Raw genomic sequence first — 24,362 nt, 5'->3', positions numbered from 1 at the left:
GTGAACTTCCAGTTGCACTACGACGCGCTTGCGTTACCATCCCCGCTCCTTTTTGCCCGTACCTACAATAATAAGGCGAGCACCCTGGACTTGATGTTCTTCCATTCGAGAGGCCGGCATGTACATCTACCGATTGGTCCTGCTGCTGGTAGTCGGTATCTACCTGTTCTCCCCCGCGATCATGGACTGGTGGATAGAACCGACCGGCGCCTGGTATCGGCCCTACCTGTTGTGGCTGATCCTGATCGTGGTGACTTTCATTCTCCAGAGCCAACGTGATGCCGATGAGCTTTAGCCTCACCCAGATGATCCTGATCAGCGCCGCCTACCTGCTGGTGCTGTTCGGCGTGGCCTGGGTCAGCGAGCGCGGGATGATCCCGCGCGCGATCATTCGCCACCCGCTGACCTACACCCTGTCGCTGGGCGTCTACGCCAGCGCCTGGGCGTTCTACGGCACGGTGGGCCTGGCCTACCAGTACGGCTACGGTTTCCTGGCCTGCTACCTGGGGGTCAGCGGCGCGTTCCTGCTGGCGCCGGTGCTGCTGTACCCGATCCTGAAGATCACCCGCACCTACCAGCTGTCCTCCCTGGCCGACCTGTTCGCGTTTCGCTTTCGCAGCACCTGGGCCGGCGCCCTGACCACCATCTTCATGCTGATCGGCGTGCTGCCGTTGCTGGCCTTGCAGATACAGGCAGTGGCCGACTCCATCAGCATCCTCACACGCGACCCGGTGCAGAACCGCGTGGCCCTGGCGTTCTGCGCGCTGATCACGCTGTTCACCATCTTCTTCGGCTCACGCCACATCGCCACCCGCGAGAAGCACGAAGGCCTGGTGTTCGCCATCGCCTTCGAGTCCATCATCAAGCTGGTGGCCGTGGGCGGCATCGGCCTGTACGCACTGTACGGGGTGTTCAACGGCCCCCACGAGCTGGAACTGTGGCTGTTGCAGAACCAGACCGCCCTCGCCGCCCTGCACACGCCGCTGCAAGAAGGCCCATGGCGCACGCTGCTGCTGGTGTTCTTCGCCTCGGCCATCGTCATGCCGCACATGTACCACATGGCGTTCACCGAGAACCTCAACCCGCGCTCGCTGGTCAGCGCCAGCTGGGGCCTGCCGCTGTTCCTGCTACTGATGAGCCTGGCGGTGCCGCTGATCCTGTGGGCCGGCCTGCGCCTGGGCGCCACCACCAGCCCCGAATACTTCACCCTGGGCGTAGGCATCGCCGCCAACAGCAAGGCCCTGGCGCTGCTGGCCTACGTGGGCGGGCTGTCGGCCTCCAGCGGGCTGATCATCGTCACCACCCTGGCGCTGTCGGGCATGGCCCTCAACCACCTGGTGCTGCCGCTGTACCAGCCGCCGGCCGAGGGCAACATCTACCGCTGGCTGAAGTGGACGCGCCGCGGCCTGATCGTCGCCATCATCATGGCCGGCTACGCCTTCTACCTGCTGCTGGGCACCGCCCAGGACCTGGCCAATTTGGGCATCGTCGCCTTCGTCGCCACCCTGCAGTTCCTGCCGGGGGTGCTGTCGGTGCTGTACTGGCCGGCCGCCAACCGCCGCGGCTTCATCGCCGGCCTGCTGGCGGGCATCCTGGTGTGGATGGTGACCATGCTGCTGCCGCTGGTCGGCAACCTGCAGGGCTTCTACATCCCGCTGCTGAACATGATCTACGTGCTCGACGACACCAGCTGGCACATGGCGGCCATCGCCTCGCTGGCCGCCAACGTGCTGGTGTTCACCCTGATCTCGCTGTTCAGCAACCCCAGCGCCGAAGAGGCCAGCGCCGCCGAAGCCTGCGCGGTGGACAACGTGCGGCGGCCCCAGCGCCGTGAGCTGCACGCCGCCTCGCCCCAGGAATTCGCCACCCAGCTGGCCAAGCCGCTGGGCGCCAAGGCCGCGCAGAAGGAAGTGGAACAGGCCCTGCGCGACCTCTACCTGCCCTTCGACGAGCGCCGCCCCTATGCCCTGCGCCGCCTGCGCGACCGCATCGAGGCCAACCTCTCGGGCCTGATGGGCCCCAGCGTGGCCCAGGACATGGTCGAGACCTTCCTGCCCTACAAGTCCGGCAACGAGAATTACGTCACCGAAGACATCCACTTCATCGAGAGCCGCCTGGAAGACTACCACTCGCGCCTCACCGGCCTTGCCGCCGAGCTGGACGCCCTGCGCCGCTACCACCGCCAGACCCTGCAGGAACTGCCCATGGGCGTCTGCTCGCTGGCCAAGGACCAGGAAATCCTGATGTGGAACAAGGCCATGGAAGAGCTGACCGGCATCGCCGCGCAGCGCGTGGTGGGCTCGCGCCTGGTGACCATCGGCGAGCCGTGGCGCGGCCTGCTGCAAGGCTTCATCAACGTGCCCGACGAACACCTGCACAAGCAGCGCCTGCCCCTGGACGGCCAGATCCGCTGGCTGAACCTGCACAAGGCGGCCATCGACGAGCCCCTGGCGCCGGGCAACAGCGGCCTGGTGCTGCTGGTGGAAGACCTCACCGACACGCAGCTGCTGGAAGACAAGCTGGTGCACTCCGAGCGCCTGGCCAGCATCGGCCGCCTGGCGGCTGGCGTGGCCCACGAAATCGGCAACCCGATCACCGGCATCGCCTGCCTGGCGCAGAACCTGCGCGAAGAGCGCGAGGAAGACGGCGAGATCACCGAGCTCAGCAGCCAGATCCTCGAACAGACCAAGCGCGTGTCGCGCATCGTGCAGTCCCTGATGAGCTTCGCCCACGCCGGCAGCCACCAGCACAGCGACGAGCCGGTGAACCTGGCCGAAGTGGCCCAGGACGCCATCGGCCTGCTGGCCCTGAACCGGCGCAATTTCGAAGTGCAGTTCTACAACCTCTGCGACCCCGACCACTGGGTGGAGGGCGACCCGCAACGCCTGGCCCAGGTCCTGATCAACCTGCTGTCCAACGCCCGCGACGCCTCCCAGGCCGGCAGCGCCGTGCGGGTGAAAAGCGAGGCCAGCGAGCACACCGTGGACCTGATCGTCGAGGACGAGGGCAGCGGCATTCCCAAGAACATCATGGACCGCTTGTTCGAACCGTTCTTCACCACCAAGGACCCTGGCGAGGGAACCGGACTGGGGCTTGCTCTGGTCTATTCCATCGTTGAAGAGCATTATGGACAAATCACCATCGACAGCCCGGCTGATACCCAGAGCCAGCGCGGCACCCGAATCCGGGTGACCTTGCCGCGTCATGTCGAAGCGACGTCCGCCGTGAACTGAGACCGTCGAGAGAATTGAATCAATGCCGCATATTCTGATCGTCGAAGACGAAACCATTATTCGTTCTGCCCTGCGCCGCCTGCTTGAACGGAATCAGTACCAGGTCAGCGAAGCCGGCTCCGTGCAAGAGGCACAAGAGCGCTTCTCCATCCCCACGTTCGACCTGATCGTCAGTGACCTGCGCCTGCCTGGCGCCCCGGGCACCGAGCTGATCAAGCTGGGCCAGGGCAAGCCGGTGCTGATCATGACCAGCTATGCCAGCCTGCGCTCGGCCGTGGACTCGATGAAAATGGGCGCGGTGGACTACATCGCCAAGCCCTTCGACCACGACGAGATGCTGCAGGCCGTGGCGCGCATCCTGCGTGACCGCCAGAGCGCGCCAGCCCCGGCTGCCGCGCCGGCCGAACGCGCCGGCAATGGCAACGCCAAGGCCGCCGCCGGCGCCGAGAACGCCAATGGCGAGATCGGCATCATCGGCTCGTGCCCGCCCATGCAGGACCTGTACAGCAAGATCCGCAAGGTGGCGCCCACCGACTCCAACGTGCTGATCCAGGGCGAGTCGGGCACCGGCAAGGAGCTGGTGGCCCGTGCCCTGCACAACCTGTCGCGCCGCGCCAAGGCACCGATGATCTCGGTGAACTGCGCCGCCATTCCGGAAACCCTGATCGAGTCCGAGCTGTTCGGCCACGAAAAGGGCGCGTTCACCGGCGCCAGCGCCGGCCGCGCCGGCCTGGTGGAAGCGGCGGACGGCGGCACTCTGTTCCTCGATGAGATCGGCGAGCTGCCGCTCGAGGCCCAGGCGCGCCTGCTGCGCGTGCTGCAGGAAGGCGAGATTCGCCGCGTGGGCTCGGTGCAATCACAGAAGGTGGACGTACGCCTGATCGCCGCCACCCACCGCGACCTCAAGAGCCTGGCCAAGGTCGGCCAGTTCCGTGAGGACTTGTACTACCGCCTGCACGTGATCGCCCTGAAGCTGCCGGCCCTGCGCGAGCGCGGCGCCGACGTCAACGAGATCGCCAACGCGTTCCTGGCCCGCCAGAGCGCGCGCATCGGCCGCAACGACCTGCGTTTCGCCGCCGACGCCGAACAGGCCATCCGTCACTACTCGTGGCCCGGCAACGTGCGCGAACTGGAAAACGCGGTGGAGCGTTCGGTGATCCTCAGCGAGAGCGCGGAAATTTCCGCCGAGCTGCTGGGCATCGACATCGAACTGGAAGACCTCGACGACGAGGCGTTCGACGCCATGGCCGCGCAACCGGCGAGCAACGTCGGCGGCGGCAACCACGAACCCACCGAGGACTTGTCGCTGGAAGACTATTTCCAGCACTTCGTGCTCGAGCACCAGGACCACATGACCGAGACCGAGCTGGCACGCAAGCTGGGCGTCAGCCGCAAGTGCCTGTGGGAGCGCCGCCAGCGCCTGGGTATTCCACGGCGCAAGTCGGGCGTGGCCAGCGAAAGCTGATACGTTTCAGCTAATTACGCGGTGTCACGGGGTAACAAAAGGGGGGAGTGACAAACTGTTACCCCCACCTTGCCGGCGTAACAGATGCCGGGGCATACGGTAACGAATTTTGTCCGTTTCAGGCACTGGCCGATGGCCACCAAGCAGCCGAAAGCCTTGATTTACAAGGGTTTTCAAAAGTTGGCACGGCACCTGCTATGTATTTGGTACAAGAACAACAATAAGCAATGACACACTCTAATAAAAACAAGATGAAACGGCTCACGCATAACAAGAACAACACGGCGGAGGCGCAGCTAACTGATTCTTTTGGAGAGGCGTTGTAATTGGGGCCCGCCCCACACCCAGGCAAAGACCAATAAAAACTGCACTGAAAAGCAGAACGGCATGGGATGAAAGCAGCTCAGCGACCAAAGCAATCCGTTTGCTCTTGCTCCCGGTTAGGGAGCCACTCACTGGCGAAGACCACGTGGGTAGGGCGTTAACAAAAACAAGAAGCCCGATCAAAAAAACAAGAAGAGCACGCAACTACATTCCTTGGGGAGCTTCGGCTCCCCTTGTAGTTTCCACGTTTCGTCCCCCTCGTTGCGCAGTGTCCTACACCATCCCCTGACTAAATGCTAGAATCCCCGCCCATCATGCGGTCATTCTCCATTCATGGCCGAACATTCCTTCAAACAGTGCATCCCATGCTGAAGAAGCTGTTCCAGTCTATCCGTCCCCCCGTGCGTCGCCCGCAACACCTGCGGACCACGCCCGAAGTGCTCAATAGCGGGCAACACTCGCTGCAGCGCAACCAGTTCAGCCGCCACGCGGTGAGCATCGTCGAACGCCTGCAAAACGCTGGCTATCAGGCCTATCTGGTGGGCGGTTGCGTGCGTGACATGCTGCTCAACATCACCCCCAAGGACTTCGACGTCGCCACCAGTGCCACCCCCGAGCAAGTGCGTGCGGAGTTCCGCAACGCCCGGGTGATCGGCCGTCGGTTCAAGCTGGTGCATATCCATTTCGGTCGCGAGATCATCGAGGTCGCTACCTTCCGCGCCAATCATCCCCAGGATGAAGAAGAGGAAGACAGCAACCAGTCGTCGCGTAACGAAAGTGGTCGCATCCTGCGCGACAACGTCTACGGCACCCTCGAAGAGGACGCCCAGCGCCGCGATTTCACCATCAACGCCCTGTACTACGACCCGGTGAGCGAGCGCATCCTCGATTACGCCAACGGCGTACACGACATTCGCAACCACCTGATCCGCCTGATCGGCGACCCGGTGCAGCGCTACCAGGAAGACCCGGTGCGCATGCTGCGGGCCGTGCGTTTCGCCGCCAAGCTGGACTTCGGCATCGAGAAGCACACCGCCGCGCCGATCCGCGAGCTGGCGCCCATGCTGCGCGAGATCCCGTCGGCGCGCCTGTTCGAGGAAAGCCTGAAGCTGTTCCTCTCGGGCCACGCCTCGGACACCTTCGAAATGCTGGTCGACCTGCAGCTGTTCGACCCGCTGTTCCCGGCCAGCGCCCACGCGCTGGAGCACCAGCCGACCTACACGCACACGCTGATCAGCGAAGCGCTGAGGAACACCGACCTGCGCGTCAAGCAGGGCAAGCCGGTGACCCCGGCCTTCCTGTTCGCCGCCCTGCTGTGGCCGGCCCTGCCCGCCCGCGTGCTGCACCTGCAGGAACGTGGCATGCCGCCGATCCCGGCCATGCAGGAAGGCGCGCACCAGCTGATTGCCGAGCAGTGCCAGCGCATCGCCATTCCCAAGCGTTTCACCATCCCGATCCGCGAGATCTGGGACATGCAGGAGCGCCTGCCACGCCGCAGCGGCAAACGCGCCGACCTGCTGCTGGACAACCCGCGCTTCCGCGCCGGCTACGACTTCCTGCTGCTGCGCGAAAGCGCTGGCGAGCAGACCGAGGGCCTGGGCGAGTGGTGGACCGACTACCAGGACGCCAATGACAGCGAACGCCGCGACATGATCCGCGACCTGGGCAGCAAGGACGAAACCGGCGCCGGCCCACGCAAGCGCAAGCGCACTGGCGCCAAGCGCAAGCGTGGCGCAGCGGCGGATTCGGGCGAGTAAGCCAATGGAAGTCGTGTACATCGGCCTGGGCAGCAACCTGGCCGAGCCCACCGAGCAACTGCGCCAGGCCATCGAGGCCCTGGGGCAGTTGCCGTCGAGCCAGGGCCTGGCGGTGTCGGCGCTGTACAGCAGCGAGTCGCTATCACCCGGCCAGCCGCGTTATACCAACGCGGTGGCGCGGCTCGAAACCTCGCTCGCGCCCTTGGCGCTGCTGGACGGCCTGCAGGCCATCGAGAACGACCAGGGCCGCGTGCGCGCCGAGCGCTGGGGCCCGCGGACCCTGGACCTGGACGTGCTGCTGTTCGGCGACCGGGTCATCGACGAGCCACGGTTGAAGGTGCCGCATTACCACATGCACGCGCGGGCGTTCGTGCTGTACCCGCTGGCCGAGCTGGCGCCGGCCGACCTGCGCCTGGCGGATGGACGGCCTTTGGCCGATCTATTGGCTGCTTGCCCGTTTGAAGGCCTCGAGCGCTTAACTCCGTAGCCGCTGCCGCCAGGCTGCGCTGGACCTCGCATACACCCGCGAAATCCCCTGCGAATTCAATCGCCAGCGCAGCCTGGCGGCAGCGGCTACGGGGCCGTCTGCCGTCCCGGTAACACACAATCCCCCCACCCAGTAACACACCCGTAACACATCCAATTGACTTCCCGCCCCCTCCTCACGACTATAGGCATCCCGTTGCTCACTAACGCAGCAAAACGGCGCGGAACGGCCGGTTGACGGTCGTTTCCCAAACATCACGGCAGATGATGTTGTGTTTGATCCGCTAACTGTTAGCAGTATTCACGGCGCCTGAAAGAGGACCCCTTTGATGCCTGAAATCACCCTGACCACCCTGCAGAGCCTCAAGCTCAAGGGTGAGAAAATCGCCATGCTGACCTGCTATGACGCGACCTTCGCCCAGGCAGCCTGCCAGGCGGGCGTGGAAATCCTGCTGGTCGGCGACTCCCTGGGCATGGTCCTGCAGGGCCACGACAGCACCCTGCCGGTCACCAACGCCGAGATGGCCTACCACGTGGCCAGCGTCAAGCGCGGCAACGAGGGCGCGCTGATCCTGGCCGACCTGCCGTTCATGGCCTGCGCCACCCTGGAGCAGACCTTCGCCAACAGCGCCCAGCTGATGCAGGCCGGCGCCCACATGGTCAAGGTGGAAGGCGCGGCCTGGCTGGCGGAGTCCATCCGCCTGCTGGCCGAGCGCGGCGTGCCGGTGTGCGCGCACATGGGCCTGACGCCGCAGACGGTCAACGTGCTGGGCGGCTATAAAGTGCAAGGCCGCAACGAAGCCCAGGCGCGGCAGATGCGCGCCGACGCCATCGCCTTGGAACAGGCCGGCGCGGCGATGATTTTGCTTGAATGCGTGCCCAGCGAGCTGGCCGCCGAGATCACCCAGGCGGTCAAGGTGCCGGTCATCGGCATTGGCGCCGGTAGCGCCGTGGACGGCCAGGTACTGGTGCTGCACGACATGCTGGGCCTGTCGCTGACCGGCCGCGTACCCAAGTTCGTGAAGAACTTCATGGCCGGCCAGCCAGACATCCAGAGCGCCCTGGGCGCCTACGTCACCGCCGTCAAGGAAGTCAGCTTCCCGGGTACCGAACACGGATTTAATGCATGAACACCGTAAAAACCGTCAAAGAACTGCGCGCCGCCGTGGCCCGCGCCCGTAGCGAAGGCAAGCGCATCGGCTTCGTGCCCACCATGGGCAACCTGCACAGCGGCCACGCCGCACTGGTGACCAAGGCGGCCCAGCGCGTGGACTTCGTGGTGGCGAGCATCTTCGTCAACCCGCTGCAGTTCGGCCCTGCCGAGGACCTGGACAAGTACCCGCGCACCCTCGCCGCCGACCAGGAAAAACTGGTGCAAGCCGGCTGCCACCTGCTGTTCGCCCCCACCGTTGAAGAAATGTACCCCGACGGCATGGGCGTGCAGACCCGTGTCAGCGTCCCGCACCTGTCCGAAGGCCTGTGTGGCGCCAGCCGCCCTGGCCATTTCGAGGGCGTGGCCACCGTGGTCAGCAAGCTGTTCAACATGGTCCAGCCGGACCTGGCCGTGTTTGGCCAGAAGGACTACCAGCAGCTGGCGGTGATCCGCGCGCTGGTGCGTGACCTGAACATGCCCATCCAGATCATCGGCGAGCCTACCGTGCGCGCCGAGGACGGCCTGGCGCTGTCGTCGCGCAACGGTTACCTGACCACCGAGCAACGCGCTGCCGCCCCTGCGCTGTACCGCGCCATGCAACAGGTGGCCAAGGCCATCGAGGCCGGCGAGCGCGACTACGGCCGCCTGCTGGATGAGGCCCGCACGCAGATCACCGCCGCCGGCTTCAAGACCGACTATTTCGAGATTCGCCACGGCATCAACCTGCGCCCGGCCACCGCCGAGGACCGTGACGTAGTGATCATCGCCGCCGCCTACATCGGCAGCACCCGGCTGATCGACAACCTGCACCTGAACCTCGACGCCTGACTGCTATGCTGCAAGGCCCGGAACTGTTAAAAGTACCGGGCACCGCGCAGACAGATGCGCTGTAGATGGTTACTGTGGGAGCTGGCTTGCCAGCGAGCTTTTTGCGGGCCGGAAAGCTCGCTGGCAAGCCAGCTCCCACAGGTTGCAAAATTTATGCAACTGGCCAGGACCCGACCGTGCCCAAAGGCTGTTCTAAGTACAAGGAAACCCGCAGCGATGGCGTATTACCGTACCCCCCACGACGTTACCGCTCTGCCCGCCTGGCAGGCACTTACCCAGCACCGCCAGGCCATGCAGGATTTCAGCATGCGCGAAGCCTTCGCGGCCGATCCGCAGCGTTTTCACCAATTTTCCCTGAGTGGTTGCGGGCTGTTCCTCGACTACTCGAAAAACCTGATCACCACCGAGACCCGCGACCTGCTGGTCAAGCTGGCCGGTGAAGTGGACCTGCAGGGCGCCATCAAGGCCATGTTCGCCGGCGAGCTGCTGAACGCCTCCGAAGGCCGCCCGGCGCTGCACACCGCCCTACGCCGCCCGGTAGGCGACAAGCTCAACGTCAACGGCACCAACATCATGCCCGAAGTGCATAAGGTGCTGAACCAGATCACCGAGCTGGTCACCCGCATCCACGACGGCCTGTGGCGCGGCTACACCGAGAAGCCGATCACGGACGTGGTGAACATCGGCATCGGCGGCTCGTTCCTGGGCCCGGAGCTGGTCTCCGAAGCCCTGCTGCCGTACGCCCAGAAAGGCGTGCGCTGCCACTACCTGGCAAACATCGACGGTAGCGAGTTCCACGAACTGGCCACCAAGCTGCGCGCCGAGACCACCCTGTTCATCGTCTCGTCGAAGTCGTTCAGCACCCTGGAAACCCTGAAGAACGCCCAGGCCGCCCGCGCCTGGTACCTGGCCCAGGGCGGTTCGGAAGCCGAGCTGCACCGCCACTTCATCGCCGTGTCCAGCAACAACGCCGCGGCCGTGGCCTTCGGCATCCGTGAAGAGAACATCTTCCCGATGTGGGACTGGGTAGGCGGCCGCTACTCGCTGTGGTCGGCCATCGGCCTGCCGATTGCCCTGGCTATCGGCACCGCCAACTTCAAGGAACTGCTGTCCGGTGCCTACACCATGGACCAGCACTTCCAGACCGCGCCGTTCGAACAGAACATGCCGGTGCTGCTGGCCCTGCTGGGCGTGTGGTACGGCAACTTCTGGGGCTCGCAGGCCCACGCGATCCTGCCGTACGACCACTACCTGCGCAACATCACCAAGCACCTGCAACAGCTGGACATGGAGTCCAACGGCAAGAGCGTGCGCCAGGACGGCAGCCCGGTCACCACCGACACCGGCCCGGTCATCTGGGGCGGCGTGGGTTGCAACGGCCAGCACGCCTACCACCAGCTGCTGCACCAGGGCACCCAGCTGATCCCGGCCGACTTCATCGTGCCGGTGGTGAGCTTCAACCCGGTGGCCGACCACCATCAGTGGCTGTTCGCCAACTGCCTGTCGCAGAGCCAGGCGCTGATGCTGGGCAAGACCCGCGCCGAGGCTGAAGCCGAGCTGCGCGACAAGGGCATGCCCGAAGAGCAGATCCAGAAGCTGGCGCCGCACAAGGTGATCCCGGGCAACCGCCCGAGCAACACCCTGGTGGTGGAACGCATCAGCCCGCGCCGCCTGGGCGCCCTGGTGGCCATGTACGAGCACAAGGTGTTCGTGCAGAGCGTGCTGTGGGGCATCAACGCCTTCGACCAATGGGGCGTGGAGCTGGGCAAGGAACTGGGCAAGGGCGTGTACCAGCGCCTCACCGGCGGCATCGAAGAGCCTGCCGAGGACGCCTCCACCCAGGGCCTGATCAACTACTTCCGCGGCCGCCACCGCGGTTGACGAAAAAATCCCCTCTCCGGAGGGGATTTTCTTTTTAGGCACCAATAACCCCCGTAGCAGCGGCCGCAGGCCGCGTCCTGACCCAGATTATTCATGGAATTCATTCGTCGTCGTATCGAGAAACAAGTGTTGAGCCTGACCGGCTTGTCCCTAGGCCGGCTGGACCTGGAAAACCCCAAGGGTGACCCCGGCCTGTTCGGCCCCCAGGCGGTGTGCTGGCAGGTGCATGGCGACTTCACCAGCATGCTGGTGGGCGGCATCAGCGCGCTGATGCTGCAGGCGCTGCACCCACTGGCGCTGGCCGGAGTGTGGGACCACTCCAATTTCCGCACCGACATGCTCGGGCGCCTGCGCCGCACCGGCCAGTTCATCTCCGGCACCACCTTCGGTGCCACTCGCGACGCCGACTGGCTGATCGACAAGGTGCGCACCATCCACCTGCAGGTAGTGGGCCACGCCGAGGACGGCCGCGCCTATGCCGCCAGCGACCCGGACCTGCTGACCTGGGTGCACGTGGCCGAGGTAAGCCATTTCCTCGCCGCGCACTTGCGTTACCGCAACCCGCACCTGCCGGCCGCCGACCAGGACCGCTACTACGCGGAGATCGCCCTGGTGGCCGAACGCCTGGGCGCGCGCCACGTGCCCGCCTCGCGCCAGGAGATTGCCGAGTACCTGGAGGGCATTCGCCCGCAACTGGTGTGCGACCACCGCAGCCGCGAAGTGGTACGCCTGCTGATGAACGCACCCGCGCCCAGCCGCCTGGCCAAGCCGTTCGGCGCGCTGATGATGCAGGCCGGGGTAGACCTGTTGCCCGACTGGGCCAGCGCCATGCTCGAACTGCCGCAAAGCGACTTCAAGCGCCGGCTGGTGCGCACGGGCATCAACGGCACCGCGCCGGTGCTGCGCTGGGCCGTGCGCGACGGCTCTGCCCACCGCGCCCGGCGGCGCATGGGCATCGCCTGAGGCGGGTGTTCTCCTGTTAAACTACGCGCCTCTTTTTTTCCAGGCGTACAGCGCATGTCCACCGTGAACAAGGCGCTGCGCGCCGCTCTCGACTCCCGCAAAGACCTCCTCGCGCAACTGCACGCCCAGGGCACCGATTGCTACCGGCTGTTTCACGGCAGCCAGGAAGGCGCCGGCGGCCTCACCGTGGACCGCTACGGCCCGCAGCTGATGGTGCAAAGCTTCCACACCAGCCTTGAGCGCGACGACCTGCTGGCTATCCACGCCGCCATCAACGCCGAACTGGGCCAGGAGCTGCTGCTGGTCTACAACGATCGCTCCAAGGGCAACTCGCGCATCGACCGCCAGGACAGCGTGTACCAGGCCGACGACGCTGCGCTGGCTGACCTGGTGGGCCACGAGTGGGGCCTGGACTACCGCGTGCGCGGCCGCCATGCCGGGCAAGACCCGCTGCTGTTCCTGGACCTGCGCAACGCCCGTGGCTGGGTGAAGGCCAACAGCCAGGGCAAGAGCGTGCTCAACCTGTTCGCCTACACCTGTGGCGTCGGCCTGGCCGCCGCAGCCGGTGGCGCGCGCGAGGTGTGCAACCTGGACTTCGCCGAAGGCAACCTGGCCGTGGGCAAGGAAAACGGCGCCCTGAACCCGACGCTGCTGCCCATGACCTTCGTGCAGTCGGACTACTTCCCGGCCATCCGCCAGCTGGCCGGCCTGCCCATCAGCCAGCGCCGCGGCCAGAAGCTGCCCAGCTACCCGCGCATGGAGCAACGCCAGTACGACCTGGTGTTCCTCGACCCGCCGGCCTGGGCGAAGAGCGCCTTCGGCACCGTGGACCTGCTGCGCGACTACCAGAGCCTGCTCAAGCCAGCGCTGCTGACCACCGCCGACGACGGCGTGCTGATCTGCTGCAACAACCTGGCGAAGGTGGCCTTCGACGACTGGCGCGACCAGGTGCTGCGCTGCGCCGAGAAAGCCGGCCGGCCGGTGCGTGACTGGCAGGTGATCACCCCGGCCAGTGATTTCCCGTCCATGGACGGCCAGCCGCCGCTGAAGACCCTGGTGCTGCAACTGTAAGTTTCCAGAAAAATCCTACACATAAAGCGGACACCTCTTCGGAACCAGATAGGCGTGCCATACTCCAAGCACTCCTATTCCGAGACGTAGATGCCCCCCCATGCCCAAAGGATTGATACGCGCCATCGGCGCCGTACTGACCGCGCTCGCGCTCTACAGCCTGCTGGGCTTCCTGATTCTGCCGGGCATCGGGCTGCGGGTGGCCAATTCCCAGCTGGCCAAGTATTCCAGCGTGCCGGCGCACCTGGAGCGGCTGGAGTTCAACCCCTTCAGCCTGGAGCTGACCCTGTGGGGCCTGCACATCGGCGAGCCGGGCATCGAACAGGTCGGCTTCGAGCGCCTGTACCTGAACCTGCAGGTGGACAGCCTGTGGACCCGGGCCCTGCACCTGGACGCCATCGAGCTGGACAAGCCGCGCACCGAGTTGCTGTTCAACAAGGACGGTAGCCTGAACCTGGCGCAGCTGTTCAAGCTGCCGCCCAGCGAGCCGGCCAAGCCTGACCAGCCGCCGAGCAAACCCTTCCCGGTGCGGGTGGGCAGCATCAAGCTCAGCGAAGGCTACCTGCACTTCAAGGACGTGCGCCCCAGCGAGCCCATCGAGTTCCTCTACAACTCCATGAACCTGGAGCTGAAGAACCTCAGCACCCTGCCTGAGGACAACGCCGACATGACCCTGGTGGCCGCTGGCCCGGACGGCGGCCAGATCGACTGGAAAGGCAGCATCAGCCTGGTGCCGATCACCTCCAAGGGCAGCCTGAAGGTCACCGACGGCAAGATGAAGGTCTGGTGGCCCTACGTGCGTGACGCCCTGCCCCTGGCCTTGCAGGACGGCATCCTCAACCTCAGCACCGATTACTCGCTGGACCTGTCGAAAAACACCGAGCTGAATCTCACCAACGCCTCGGTCAGCATCGCGCCCTTCGCCCTCAACGCCCCGGACGGCCGCCCGCTGGTCAAGCTCGAACGCCTGGACGTCAGCGACACCTCGGTGGACCTGGCCAGGCAATTGGTGACCGTCGGCAAGATCCGTAGCAGCAAGCTGGAAACCTGGGCAGCCCGCGAAGCCGATGGCCAGCTCGATTGGCAGAAGCTGTTCGCCAGCCAGAAAACCGCCGCACCGCCGCAGGAAAAAACCGCGCCGGCCACCGCCGACGCCAAGCCCGAGGCCAAGCCGGTGCCTGGCGCGCCGAGCAAGCCCTGGCAGGTGCTGCTCAAGGACGTGCAGCTGCGCGACTACCAGGTGCACCTGGCCGATCGCCTGCAGAAGGAGCCGGTGGCGCTGGAGCTGGGCCCGCTGAACGTCGATGTGCAGAACTTCGACAGCCTGAACAAATCGCCCTTCACCCTCAAGCTCGATACCGGCCTGGGCAAGCAGGGCAAGCTCAGCGCCGCCGGCGAGGTCAACCTGGCGCCGGTCACCGCCAACCTCAAGGTCAAGACCCAGGACATCGACCTGCGCGTGGCCCAGGCCTACATCAGCCCGTTCATTCGCCTGGAACTGCGCAGCGGCATGCTCGGCAGCGACCTGGCGGTGACGCTCAAGAACATCGACCCGCTGACCCTGAGCGTCACCGGTCGCGCCCAGGTAGACCAACTGCACACCCTGGACACGGTGAAAAACCGCGACTTCGTCAAATGGGAACAGCTGCAGCTCGATGGCCTGGACTACGAGCACGGCAACAGCCTGACCATCGACAAGGTCACCCTGATGCAGCCGTACGCGCGCTTCATGATCAACGAAGACCGCACCACCAGCATCAAGGACCTGCTGATACCCCAGGCCGAGAACCCCAAGGCCCAGGCCGACGCCAAGCCTGCGGTCGCCAGCAAGCCACTGGCCATTCACATCGGTGGCATCGCCATCAATGACGGCTCGGCGTATTTCGGTGACTTCAGCCTGACGCCCAACTTCGCCACCAACATCCAGAACCTCACCGGTACCATTGGCACCATCGACAGCCAGCAGCAGAAGCCGGCCAAGGTGGACATCAAGGGCAAGGTCGACCGCTACGCGCCGGTGACCATCAGCGGCGCGCTGACGCCGTTCGACCCCATGGCCAGCCTGGACATCGACACGCGCTTCAACCGCCTGGAACTGACCACGCTGACGCCCTACTCCGGTAAATTCGCCGGCTACCGCATCCGCAAGGGGCGGATGAACCTGCAACTGCACTACGTGATCACCAAGGGCCAGCTAAAGGCCGAGAACAAAGTGCTGGTGGACCAACTGGAGCTGGGCGAGAAAGTCGACAGCCCCGACGCCGTGAGCCTGCCGGTGAAGCTGGCGGTGGCCCTGCTCAAGGACGTCAACGGCCAGATCAACATCGAGCTGCCGATCACCGGCGACCTCAACAACCCGCAGTTCAGCGTGATGCCTATCGTGTGGCAGACCCTGCGCAACCTGGTGGTCAAGGCCGTGGCCGCGCCCTTCAAGTTGCTGGGCGGGCTGGTGAGCGGTGGCGATTCGGCAGACCTCAGCAACATCGCCTTCGCCCCCGGCGCCAGTGACCTGACCCCGAGCGCCCAGGACAACCTGCTGAAGCTGGCAGCGGGCATGAAGGCCCGCCCCGGCCTGCACCTGGAGGTGGAAGGCGGCGCGGCGGCCAGCAGCGACGGCCCGCTGGTGGCCCAGCAGCGCCTGGAGCGTGAATACCAGGCCACCTACTTCAAGATCCTCCAGCGGCGCGGCGACAAGGTGCCCGCCCAGGCCTCGCTGCTGGTGGTGCCCGAGGACGAGAAAGCCCCCATGCTGCCGGCCATCTACCGCACCCGCCTCAACCAGGCGCCGCCTGCCGAGTGGGATCAGCTGGAGAAGAAACAGCGCGATGCCAACCTGCGTGACGCGGTCATCAAGGCCTGGAGCACGGACGAGCAGCTGCTGCGCACCCTGGGCCAGGCTCGTTCGGCGGCCATCAAGGCCTTCCTGGTGGACAAAGGCCAGTTGCCGGACGAGAAGGTGTTCCTGATCGACACCATCATCAGCGATGCCCAGAAAGACGGCACCGTGGTCACCAACCTGCACCTGGAAGCGGATTGACCTGACCCACAAAAAAAAGCCCCGGCACACGGCCGGGGCTTTGAGTGGGCACAGTCCGTGTGCCCGTCGCATGAATCGATTATTGGGTTTCCAGCGCGTCAGCCGACACGGACTTGACGTGCTTGGTGTGCTTGGCGATGTTCACCGCGGTGGTTTTCTGTGCCGAGGTCAGGGTAGTGCCTGCCTTCGAAGCCAGGGTTACCACGCCTTGGTTGGTCTCGACGGTGATGTCGCTACCAGGAATGCCTTTCTCGGTCAGCAGGTTGGCTTTCACCTTGGTGGTGATCCAGGTGTCGGAACCGGCTTGTTCGGTCTTGGCTGCGGTTTCACTCGCAGTGGCGGCATACGCGAAGTTACCCATGGCCAGGGTCAGGGCGGTGGCAGTAGCGGCAGCAATAGCGAACTTTTTCATACGAGTCACTCCTGTTTTTCGAGAAGTCTGCGCCAAGGCATGCCTGGCTGCAGGGTTAGCTATACCGTTGCAGGGCGTGTGCCAACCTGATGATTAAATAAAATCCTTTAAAATCAACACCTTAAAAAACTCCTCGTTTTTGCTGTTCGTGCATTCTGCATGCTCGCGGCAAAAACCGCGTGCAAGTTGCATGTCCGCTAAAGAACTGGGTGAAGGCTAACCGCCTGCACCCACCCACCTCGCCTTTGCTTGTAATCTGCAGTTGATCTGCTTGTGATCTGCTTGTGTTCTGCTTGTGATCTGGCTTTTGATCTGCTGTTGATCTGGCTCTTGATCTTGATCGTATGCCCCGTAAAGCGCCCGGGCCGACTGGAGGCGTTGACCAGGCGGCAGCCCGCAGGGCCCTTCGGCGCAGCCGAAGGAAACGGCAACCCGCCAGCTTTTATAGCGGGGGCCGTTTGCCGCCTGGGCGACGCCGGAAGGAGGGGACCCGTAGCGCAGCGGAGGGCCCAAGCAGGGGCAAGCCCTTTTTGGTGACTTTTTGGGGCGACTGCCAAAAAGTTACTCGCCGTAAGGGCGAAACGGTCGGTGATCGCACCGCGAAAATGGATATGTCCGAAACCCTCAAAAGCGGGATCCACATATCGTGAACATATCCATTACCTAGGGTGATGCACAATCACCTTTCCGCCCTTACGGCGGCTCACTTTTTGTCAAACGCCACAAAAAGTAAGCAAAAAAGGCTTGCCCCTGCTTGGTCCCTACGCTTCGCTGCGGGTCCCCTCCCTCCGGCGTCGCCCAAGCGGCCGACGGCCCGGAATAGAAGCGCCTCCGGTTCCGTCTTCCCCGGCTACGCCGGGGACCGCTTGGCCAACGCCTCCAGTCGGCCCTGGCGCTTTATGGGGCACACAATCAAGATCAAGGGCCGCACGGGATCAAGGTCAAAGGCGGTGCGTGGGGTGGTTGAGATCGTTGGCAGGTGGCAGGCACCATACGATTCTTCGCCATAAAAAAAGGGCCCCGAAGGGCCCTTTTTTGCTATCGGCTAATTAAACGCCGGAAGCTTTTGCTGCAGCTACGTCCTTGATGGACAGCTTGATACGGCCGCGGTTGTCCACGTCCAGCACCAGTACTTCAACTTCCTGGCCTTCTTTCAGGATGTCGGTCACTTTCTCTACGCGAGCGTCGCTCAGCATCGAGATGTGAACCAGACCGTCCTTGCCAGGCAGGATGTTGACGAAGGCGCCGAAGTCGACGATACGCTCGACCTTGCCCACGTAGATCTTGCCGATCTCGGCCTCGGCAGTGATCGACAGCACGCGCTGCTTGGCAGCCTCGGCCGCGTCCTTGGTTTCGCCGAAGATCTTGATCGAGCCATCGTCTTCGATGTCGATCGAAGCCTTGGTCTCTTCGCAGATGGCGCGAATGGTGGCGCCGCCTTTACCGATGACGTCACGGATCTTGTCGGTGTCGATCTTCATGGCGATCATGGTAGGCGCGTTTTCCGACAGCTCGGTACGCGACTGGCCAATGATCTGGTTCATCTGGCCGAGGATGTTCAGGCGCGCTTCCAGGGCCTGGCCCAGGGCGATTTCCATGATCTCTTCGGTGATGCCGTTGATCTTGATGTCCATCTGCAGGGCGGTAACGCCCTTGGCAGTACCGGCCACCTTGAAGTCCATGTCGCCCAGGTGGTCTTCGTCACCCAGGATGTCGGTCAGGATGGCGAACTTCTCGCCTTCTTTAACCAGGCCCATGGCGATACCGGCAACCGGTGCCTTCATCGGTACACCGGCGTCCATCAGGGCCAGGGATGCACCGCACACCGAAGCCATGGAGCTGGAACCGTTGGACTCGGTGATTTCCGACACCACGCGGATGGTGTACGGGAACACGTCGGCGGCTGGCAGCATGGCCTGTACCGAACGACGAGCCAGGCGGCCGTGACCGATTTCACGACGACCAGCGCCGCCCATGCGACCACACTCGCCCACCGAGAACGGAGGGAAGTTGTAGTGCAGCATGAAGGGGTCTTTCTTCTCGCCTTCCAGGGTGTCCAGCAGCTGGGCGTCACGGGCAGTACCCAGGGTCGCAACGACCAGGGCCTGGGTTTCGCCACGGGTGAACAGGGCCGAACCGTGGGTCTTCGGCAGCACGCCGACTTCGATGTTCAGCGGGCGCACGGTCTTGGTGTCGCGGCCGTCGATACGTGGCTTGCCGTTGACGATGTTCTCGCGCACGGTGCGGTATTCGATCTCGCCGAAGGCAGCCTTGACGTCGCTGGCCGAAGGCTGGCCTTCTTCACCGGACAGCTTGGCAACAACCTGGTCCTTCAGCTCGCCCAGGCGAGCGTAACGGTCGGCCTTGACGGTGATGGTGTAGGCGTCGGAGATGGCAGCGCCGAACTCGGCACGGATAGCGCCCAGCAGTTCGGTGGCTTCGGCTTGAGGAGCCCAGGCCCAGGTAGGCTTGGCAGCTTCGGCGGCCAGTTCCTTGACAGCCTTGATGACCGCCTGGAATTCGTCGTGGGCGAACAGCACGGCGCCCAGCATCTGGTCTTCGGTCAGCTCCTTGGCTTCCGATTCAACCATCAGCACGGCGTCGGAGGTACCGGCAACGACCATGTCCAGGCTCGAGGCAGCCAGTTGCTCGTAGGTTGGGTTCAGCAGGTAGCCGGTGCTTTCGTGGAAAGCAACGCGCGCGGCGCCGATCGGGCCTTCGAAAGGAATACCGGAGATGGCCAAGGCTGCCGAGGTACCGATCATCGCAGCGATGTCCGGATCGGTCTTCTTGCTGGTGGACACCACGGTGCAGACCACCTGGACTTCGTTCATGAAGCCTTCAGGGAACAGCGGGCGGATCGGACGGTCGATCAGGCGCGAGGTCAGGGTCTCTTTCTCGGAAGGACGGCCTTCACGCTTGAAGAAACCACCAGGGATCTTGCCAGCGGCGTAGGTCTTTTCCTGGTAGTGCACGGACAGGGGGAAGAAGCCCTTGCCTGGATCAGCTTGCTTGGCACCTACCACGGTGACCAGCACGGTGACGTCGTTGTCGACGGTGACCAGCACGGCGCCGGAGGCTTGACGGGCAATACGGCCAGTCTCGAGGGTTACGGTCGATTGACCGAACTGGAACTTCTTGATTACCGGGTTCACGGTTTCCTACCTTCTTCAATGGCTCTGGGGGAACTGGTTTCTTGCGAAATTCTTGGGCAGCAAGGGGAATCGGCCCCTTTTGGCAGTCCAGATAAAACTTGAGGCTGGAAGCCTGCCCTGCATCAGCGCCTAGGCGCCGATACAGGACAGTCAACCAACCTCATTGATACGCACGGCGTGTTCGTCAGCTCCGGCGCCAGGCGCCGGGTTCGACGGAGGCAACACGCCGCGCACACCACAAGCCCGGGCCGCTATTAGCGACGCAGACCCAGACGGCCGATCAGGGCGCTGTAACGAGTGGTGTCTTTGCCCTTCAGGTAGTCCAGCAGCTTACGACGCTGGTTAACCATACGGATCAGGCCACGACGCGAGTGGTGGTCTTTGCCGTTGGCCTTGAAGTGGCCTTGCAGCTTGTTGATGTTGGCAGTCAGCAGTGCAACTTGCACTTCTGGCGAACCAGTGTCGCCAGCGGCTTGCTGGAACTCACCAACGATCTTTGCTTTTTCTTCAACGTTAAGTGCCATGAGGGCATCTCCATTACTAAGGAAAACCGTTTGACCGGCTTTCCAACAGGCCGAGGACAAATCCTCGTATTTAAAAGTGAGGGATAACCGTGCCTGTTAACAGCCACCCTCGTTCGGTCATTCTGACCGAATCAGTCGACGTGGCGCGATGCGCCCGTCTTCGCTCACTTCACCGATACCGATGAAGCGACCGTTGTGATCCTGCACCCGCACCATGCCGAATTTCGGCGCGTCGGGGGCGCGAACCGGTTGCCCGTGCAGCCAGTAGAACGCACTGTGCTCGGAGAACTGCAACAGGGGCCAATCCAGCAGGCCGCTGTCAGAAGGCATCAGGAACTGGTCCACCGCCTCGTTGCCACCTTCGGCATGCACGCGCTCGAGTTCCTCGAGGGTGACCGTCTGGGCCAACGTGAACGGGCCAGCCTGGGTGCGACGCAGTTCTGCAACGTACGCGCCGCAACCCAACTGCTCGCCGATGTCCTCCACCAGGGTACGGATGTAGGTGCCTTTGGAGCACCCTACCGACAACCGTGCGCGGGTCTCATCGAAGGCGAGCAATTCCAGCCGGTCAATAGTAACAGAACGCGCTTCGCGCTCCACTACTTCCCCTGCACGTGCCAGCTTGTAAAGCGGCTGGCCATCACGCTTGAGGGCGGAGTACATCGGCGGTATCTGACTGATTTCACCACGAAATTGTGGCAAAACGGCTTCGATGTCGCCGCGACAAACGGTTACATCTCGAGTGCGCAAAACCTCACCCTCGGCGTCTGCCGTGGTGGTGGTCTGGCCCATCTGCATGACGGTCTCGTAGCCCTTGTCGGAATCGAGCAGGTATTGCGAGAACTTGGTGGCCTCGCCGAAGCACAGCGGCAGCACGCCGGTGGCCAGGGGGTCGAGGCTGCCGGTGTGGCCGGCCTTCTCGGCATTGAGCAGCCAGCGGACCTTCTGCAGGGCGGCGTTGGAAGTGAAGCCCAACGGCTTGTCCAGCAGGATGATGCCGCTGACGTTACGACGGATACGCTTGACCTGAGCCACCGCTTACTCCTCGGTGCCTGGTTTGCTGTCGGCGTCCTGGTGCTGGCTGTCTTCGGCCACGGCACGCTCGATCAGCGCGGAAAGCTGGGCACCACGGGTGACGCTTTCGTCGTAGTGGAAGTGCAGTTGCGGCACGCTACGCAGCTTCATTTCCTTGCCCAGGTGCACGCGCAGGAAGCCTGCAGCAGAGTTCAGCACCTTGATGGTCTGCTTGATGTCCTCGGCGCTGTCCTGGCCCATGACGGTGATGAACACCTTGGCATGGCCCACGTCGCGGCTGACGTCGACGGCAGTGATGGTCACCAGGCCCACGCGCGGGTCCTTGACCTCACGGCGGATCAGTTGCGCCAGCTCGCGTTGCATCTGGTCGCCGATGCGCTGGGTACGGCTGTATTCTTTTGCCATGAATTCTTACCTGTAACTGAAGCGGCAAACGCCCGGCCAGGCGAAGAGCCGGACCGGGCGTTGCGTTTAGAGTGCCCGGGCGAACCCGGTGCACTCCTCTAGCTCGCGTGTTAGAGCGTACGAGCCACTTGGACCTTCTCGAAGACTTCGATCTTGTCGCCGACCTTGACGTCGTTGTAGCTCTTCACGCCGATACCGCATTCCATGCCGGCACGGACTTCCGAGGCGTCGTCCTTGAAGCGACGCAGCGATTCCAGCTCGCCTTCGAAGATAACGATGTCTTCGCGCAGTACACGGATCGGACGGTTCCGGTAAACGGTACCTTCGACGACCATGCAACCTGCGATAGCACCGAACTTCGGCGAACGGAACACGTCACGCACTTCGGCGATGCCCAGGATGTTCTCGCGAACGTCGCTGCCGAGCATACCGGTCAGGGCTTTCTTGACGTCTTCAATGATGTCGTAGATCACGTTGTAGTAACGCATATCCAGACCTTCCTGCTCGACGATCTTGCGCGCGCCGGCATCGGCACGCACGTTGAAGCCGAACAGTACTGCATTGGAGGCCAGTGCCAGGTTGGCATCGGATTCGGTGATACCACCGACGCCGCCACCGACCACGCGCACTTGCACTTCGTCGTTGCCCAGGCCGTTCAGAGCGCCCTGCAAAGCTTCCAGCGAACCACGGACGTCGGATTTGAGGACGATGTTGAGCGTCTTCTTCTCTTCCTGGCCCATGTTCTCGAAGATGTTTTCCAGCTTGCCAGCGTGGGCGCGGGCCAGCTTGACTTCGCGGAACTTGCCTTGACGGAACAGAGCCACTTCACGGGCTTTCTTCTCGTCGGCAACCACGCTCATCTCGTCGCCAGCGTCCGGGGTACCGTCCAGGCCCAGGATCTCGACCGGAATGGCCGGACCTGCTTCCTTGATCGGCTTGCCGTTCTCGTCGAGCATGGCACGTACACGGCCGTAGTTCGAACCGACCAGCACCATGTCGCCTTGGCGCAGGGTACCGTCTTGAACCAGCACGGTGGCCACAGGGCCGCGGCCCTTGTCCAGGCGCGATTCAACCACAACACCACGGCCAGGGGCCGATGGGGTTGCCTTCAGTTCCAGTACTTCGGCTTGCAGCAGGACAGCTTCCAGCAGCTCGTCGACGCCAGTACCCATCTTCGCCGAGACCGGTACGAATGGAGTGTCACCACCCCAGTCTTCCGAGGTCACGCCGTGTACCGACAGCTCGCTGCGGATACGGTCCAGGTCTGCACCCGGCTTGTCGATCTTGTTCACCGCGACAACCAGCGGCACGCCAGCAGCAACGGCGTGCTGAACGGCTTCGATGGTTTGTGGCATCACGCCGTCGTCGGCAGCAACGACCAGGATCACGATGTCGGTGGCCTTGGCACCACGGGCACGCATGGCGGTAAACGCGGCGTGGCCAGGGGTGTCGAGGAAGGTCACCATGCCACGGTCGGTTTCAACGTGGTACGCACCGATGTGCTGGGTGATACCGCCGGCTTCGCCAGCAGCTACCTTGGCACGACGGATGTAGTCCAGCAGCGAGGTCTTACCGTGGTCAACGTGGCCCATTACGGTCACGACTGGTGCACGGGAGAACGCCTCACCTTCGAACTTCAGCGATTCGGCCAGGGAGTCTTCCAGGGCGGTGTCGCTGACCAGGGTCACCTTGTGGCCCAGTTCTTCAGCAACCAGCTGGGCAGTTTCCTGGTCCAGTACCTGGTTGATGGTGGCCGGGGTACCCAGCTTGAACATGAACTTGATGACTTCGGCAGCTTTCACCGACATCTGCGCGGCCAGGTCGCCGACAGTGATGGTCTCGCCAATCTGCACGTCACGAATCACAGGACCGGTAGGGTTCTGGAAGCCGTGGGCGTTGCGCTTCTTCAGCTTGCCCTTGCCACGACCGCCACGACGGAAGCCATCGCTTTCCTCGTCGGTGGTGCGTGGAGCGGCACGTGGAGTCGGCGCCTTCTCTTTTTCCTTGACCGAAGCACGATGCGGCGCGTTCTTGCGCTCGCCATCGTTGCGGCGGCTGTCGTCGTTGCGCGGTTTGTCCGGGCGACGCGGCTCGTCTTTCTTGCGGTCGGCAACCGGCGCAGGGGCAACGGCTACATCGGCAGCGGCGGCAGGCGCTTCCACGGCAGGCGCCGGGGCAGCAGCCGACGCAGGCGCGGCAGGACGGCGTGCTTCTTCTTCGGCACGCTGACGGGCAGCTTCCTGTTCGGCTTTCTGACGCGCAGCGTTCTCGGCTGCACGGCGCTCTTCCAGCTCGCGCTTCTGCTCGGCCTGAATTTCTTCAGGGCTGCGCTGCACGAATACTTTCTTCTTGCGTACTTCTACGCTGATGCTCTTGCTGCCAGCCACACGCAGGGTGCTGGTGGTCTTGCGCTGCAAGGTGATCTTGCGTGGTTCTTCCGCTTTAGCCTTGTGGCTGCTTTTCAAATGAGCCAGCAGAGCCTGCTTCTCATTATCGGTCACAACTTGTCCGGCGTCGGTGTGCGGCAGACCTGCCTCACGCATCTGCTGTAACAGGCGCTCTACCGGTGCGGCGACCTCTGTGGCCAGTTCTTTCACCGTGACTTGCGTCATGCACTTCTCTCCTCAGGCCGC

At 63.7% G+C, this 24,362-nt stretch carries 17 protein-coding genes; 11 read left to right on the top strand and 6 right to left on the bottom strand.

The window, feature by feature from the left end; all coding sequences use genetic code 11:
- Positions 1-118 precede the first annotated feature (118 nt).
- From ACWKWX_RS19905 to ACWKWX_RS19855, 11 genes are all read left to right on the top strand, one after another.
- Complete coding sequence (locus tag ACWKWX_RS19905; RefSeq protein ID WP_003250005.1) at positions 119-295, top strand: hypothetical protein; 177 nt, start codon at positions 119-121, stop codon at positions 293-295.
- The gene (locus tag ACWKWX_RS19900) at positions 279-3,233 is read left to right on the top strand and encodes a sensor histidine kinase (protein WP_416422421.1); all 2,955 of its coding nucleotides are present in this window, start codon (positions 279-281) and stop codon (positions 3,231-3,233) included. Before ACWKWX_RS19905 ends, ACWKWX_RS19900 begins: the two co-directional genes overlap by 17 nt.
- A 22-nt stretch (positions 3,234-3,255) precedes the next feature.
- Entirely contained in the window at positions 3,256-4,698 is a 1,443-nt protein-coding gene (locus ACWKWX_RS19895; RefSeq protein WP_416422420.1) for a sigma-54-dependent transcriptional regulator, read from the top strand.
- A gap of 689 nt (positions 4,699-5,387) precedes the next feature.
- On the top strand, positions 5,388-6,779 hold the full coding sequence (locus ACWKWX_RS19890; protein WP_473005344.1) for a polynucleotide adenylyltransferase PcnB: 1,392 nt from the start codon (positions 5,388-5,390) through the stop codon (positions 6,777-6,779).
- A gap of 4 nt (positions 6,780-6,783) precedes the next feature.
- Positions 6,784-7,266, top strand: a complete 483-nt coding sequence (gene folK / locus ACWKWX_RS19885) for a 2-amino-4-hydroxy-6-hydroxymethyldihydropteridine diphosphokinase (RefSeq protein ID WP_483828659.1) — start codon at positions 6,784-6,786, stop codon at positions 7,264-7,266.
- Between the two features lie 328 nt (positions 7,267-7,594).
- Positions 7,595-8,395 (top strand): 3-methyl-2-oxobutanoate hydroxymethyltransferase, encoded by an 801-nt coding sequence (gene panB / locus ACWKWX_RS19880; protein ID WP_416422417.1) that lies wholly within the window; start codon positions 7,595-7,597, stop codon positions 8,393-8,395.
- Positions 8,392-9,246, top strand: a complete 855-nt coding sequence (gene panC, locus ACWKWX_RS19875; RefSeq protein WP_416422416.1) for a pantoate--beta-alanine ligase — start codon at positions 8,392-8,394, stop codon at positions 9,244-9,246. Before panB ends, panC begins: the two co-directional genes overlap by 4 nt.
- Positions 9,247-9,462: 216 nt before the next feature.
- Positions 9,463-11,127 carry a glucose-6-phosphate isomerase gene (gene pgi / locus ACWKWX_RS19870; RefSeq protein ID WP_416422415.1) on the top strand — a complete coding sequence of 555 codons (1,665 nt, stop codon included), beginning with the start codon at positions 9,463-9,465 and terminating at the stop codon, positions 11,125-11,127.
- A gap of 93 nt (positions 11,128-11,220) precedes the next feature.
- Positions 11,221-12,090, top strand: coding sequence for an oxygenase MpaB family protein (locus tag ACWKWX_RS19865; protein ID WP_483828658.1), 870 nt, complete (start codon positions 11,221-11,223; stop codon positions 12,088-12,090).
- 54 nt (positions 12,091-12,144) lie between these two features.
- Positions 12,145-13,161, top strand: a complete 1,017-nt coding sequence (locus ACWKWX_RS19860) for a class I SAM-dependent rRNA methyltransferase (RefSeq protein WP_483828657.1) — start codon at positions 12,145-12,147, stop codon at positions 13,159-13,161.
- A gap of 100 nt (positions 13,162-13,261) precedes the next feature.
- The gene (locus ACWKWX_RS19855) at positions 13,262-16,198 is read left to right on the top strand and encodes a DUF748 domain-containing protein (RefSeq protein ID WP_483828656.1); all 2,937 of its coding nucleotides are present in this window, start codon (positions 13,262-13,264) and stop codon (positions 16,196-16,198) included.
- A 79-nt stretch (positions 16,199-16,277) separates the two neighbouring features.
- Here the strand turns inward: ACWKWX_RS19855 and ACWKWX_RS19850 are convergent, their stop codons facing one another.
- The 6 genes from ACWKWX_RS19850 to infB all read right to left on the bottom strand — a co-directional run bounded on the left by ACWKWX_RS19850 (position 16,278) and on the right by infB (position 24,341).
- Entirely contained in the window at positions 16,278-16,610 is a 333-nt protein-coding gene (locus tag ACWKWX_RS19850) for a BON domain-containing protein (protein ID WP_416422411.1), read from the bottom strand.
- A 1,049-nt stretch (positions 16,611-17,659) separates the two neighbouring features.
- Positions 17,660-19,765 (bottom strand): polyribonucleotide nucleotidyltransferase, encoded by a 2,106-nt coding sequence (gene pnp / locus ACWKWX_RS19845; RefSeq protein WP_416422409.1) that lies wholly within the window; start codon positions 19,763-19,765, stop codon positions 17,660-17,662.
- Between the two features lie 254 nt (positions 19,766-20,019).
- Positions 20,020-20,289: a 30S ribosomal protein S15 gene (gene rpsO / locus ACWKWX_RS19840; protein WP_158157548.1), complete on the bottom strand. Its 270-nt coding sequence runs from the start codon at positions 20,287-20,289 to the stop codon at positions 20,020-20,022.
- 117 nt (positions 20,290-20,406) lie between these two features.
- Entirely contained in the window at positions 20,407-21,324 is a 918-nt protein-coding gene (gene truB / locus ACWKWX_RS19835) for a tRNA pseudouridine(55) synthase TruB (RefSeq protein WP_416422408.1), read from the bottom strand.
- 3 nt (positions 21,325-21,327) lie between these two features.
- Positions 21,328-21,729, bottom strand: a complete 402-nt coding sequence (rbfA, locus tag ACWKWX_RS19830; protein ID WP_416422407.1) for a 30S ribosome-binding factor RbfA — start codon at positions 21,727-21,729, stop codon at positions 21,328-21,330.
- 110 nt (positions 21,730-21,839) lie between these two features.
- Positions 21,840-24,341, bottom strand: a complete 2,502-nt coding sequence (gene infB / locus ACWKWX_RS19825; RefSeq protein ID WP_416422406.1) for a translation initiation factor IF-2 — start codon at positions 24,339-24,341, stop codon at positions 21,840-21,842.
- Positions 24,342-24,362 lie beyond the last annotated feature (21 nt).

The organism is Pseudomonas imperatae (assembly GCF_057128625.1).
This window is presented reverse-complemented; position numbering and strand designations above follow the sequence as displayed.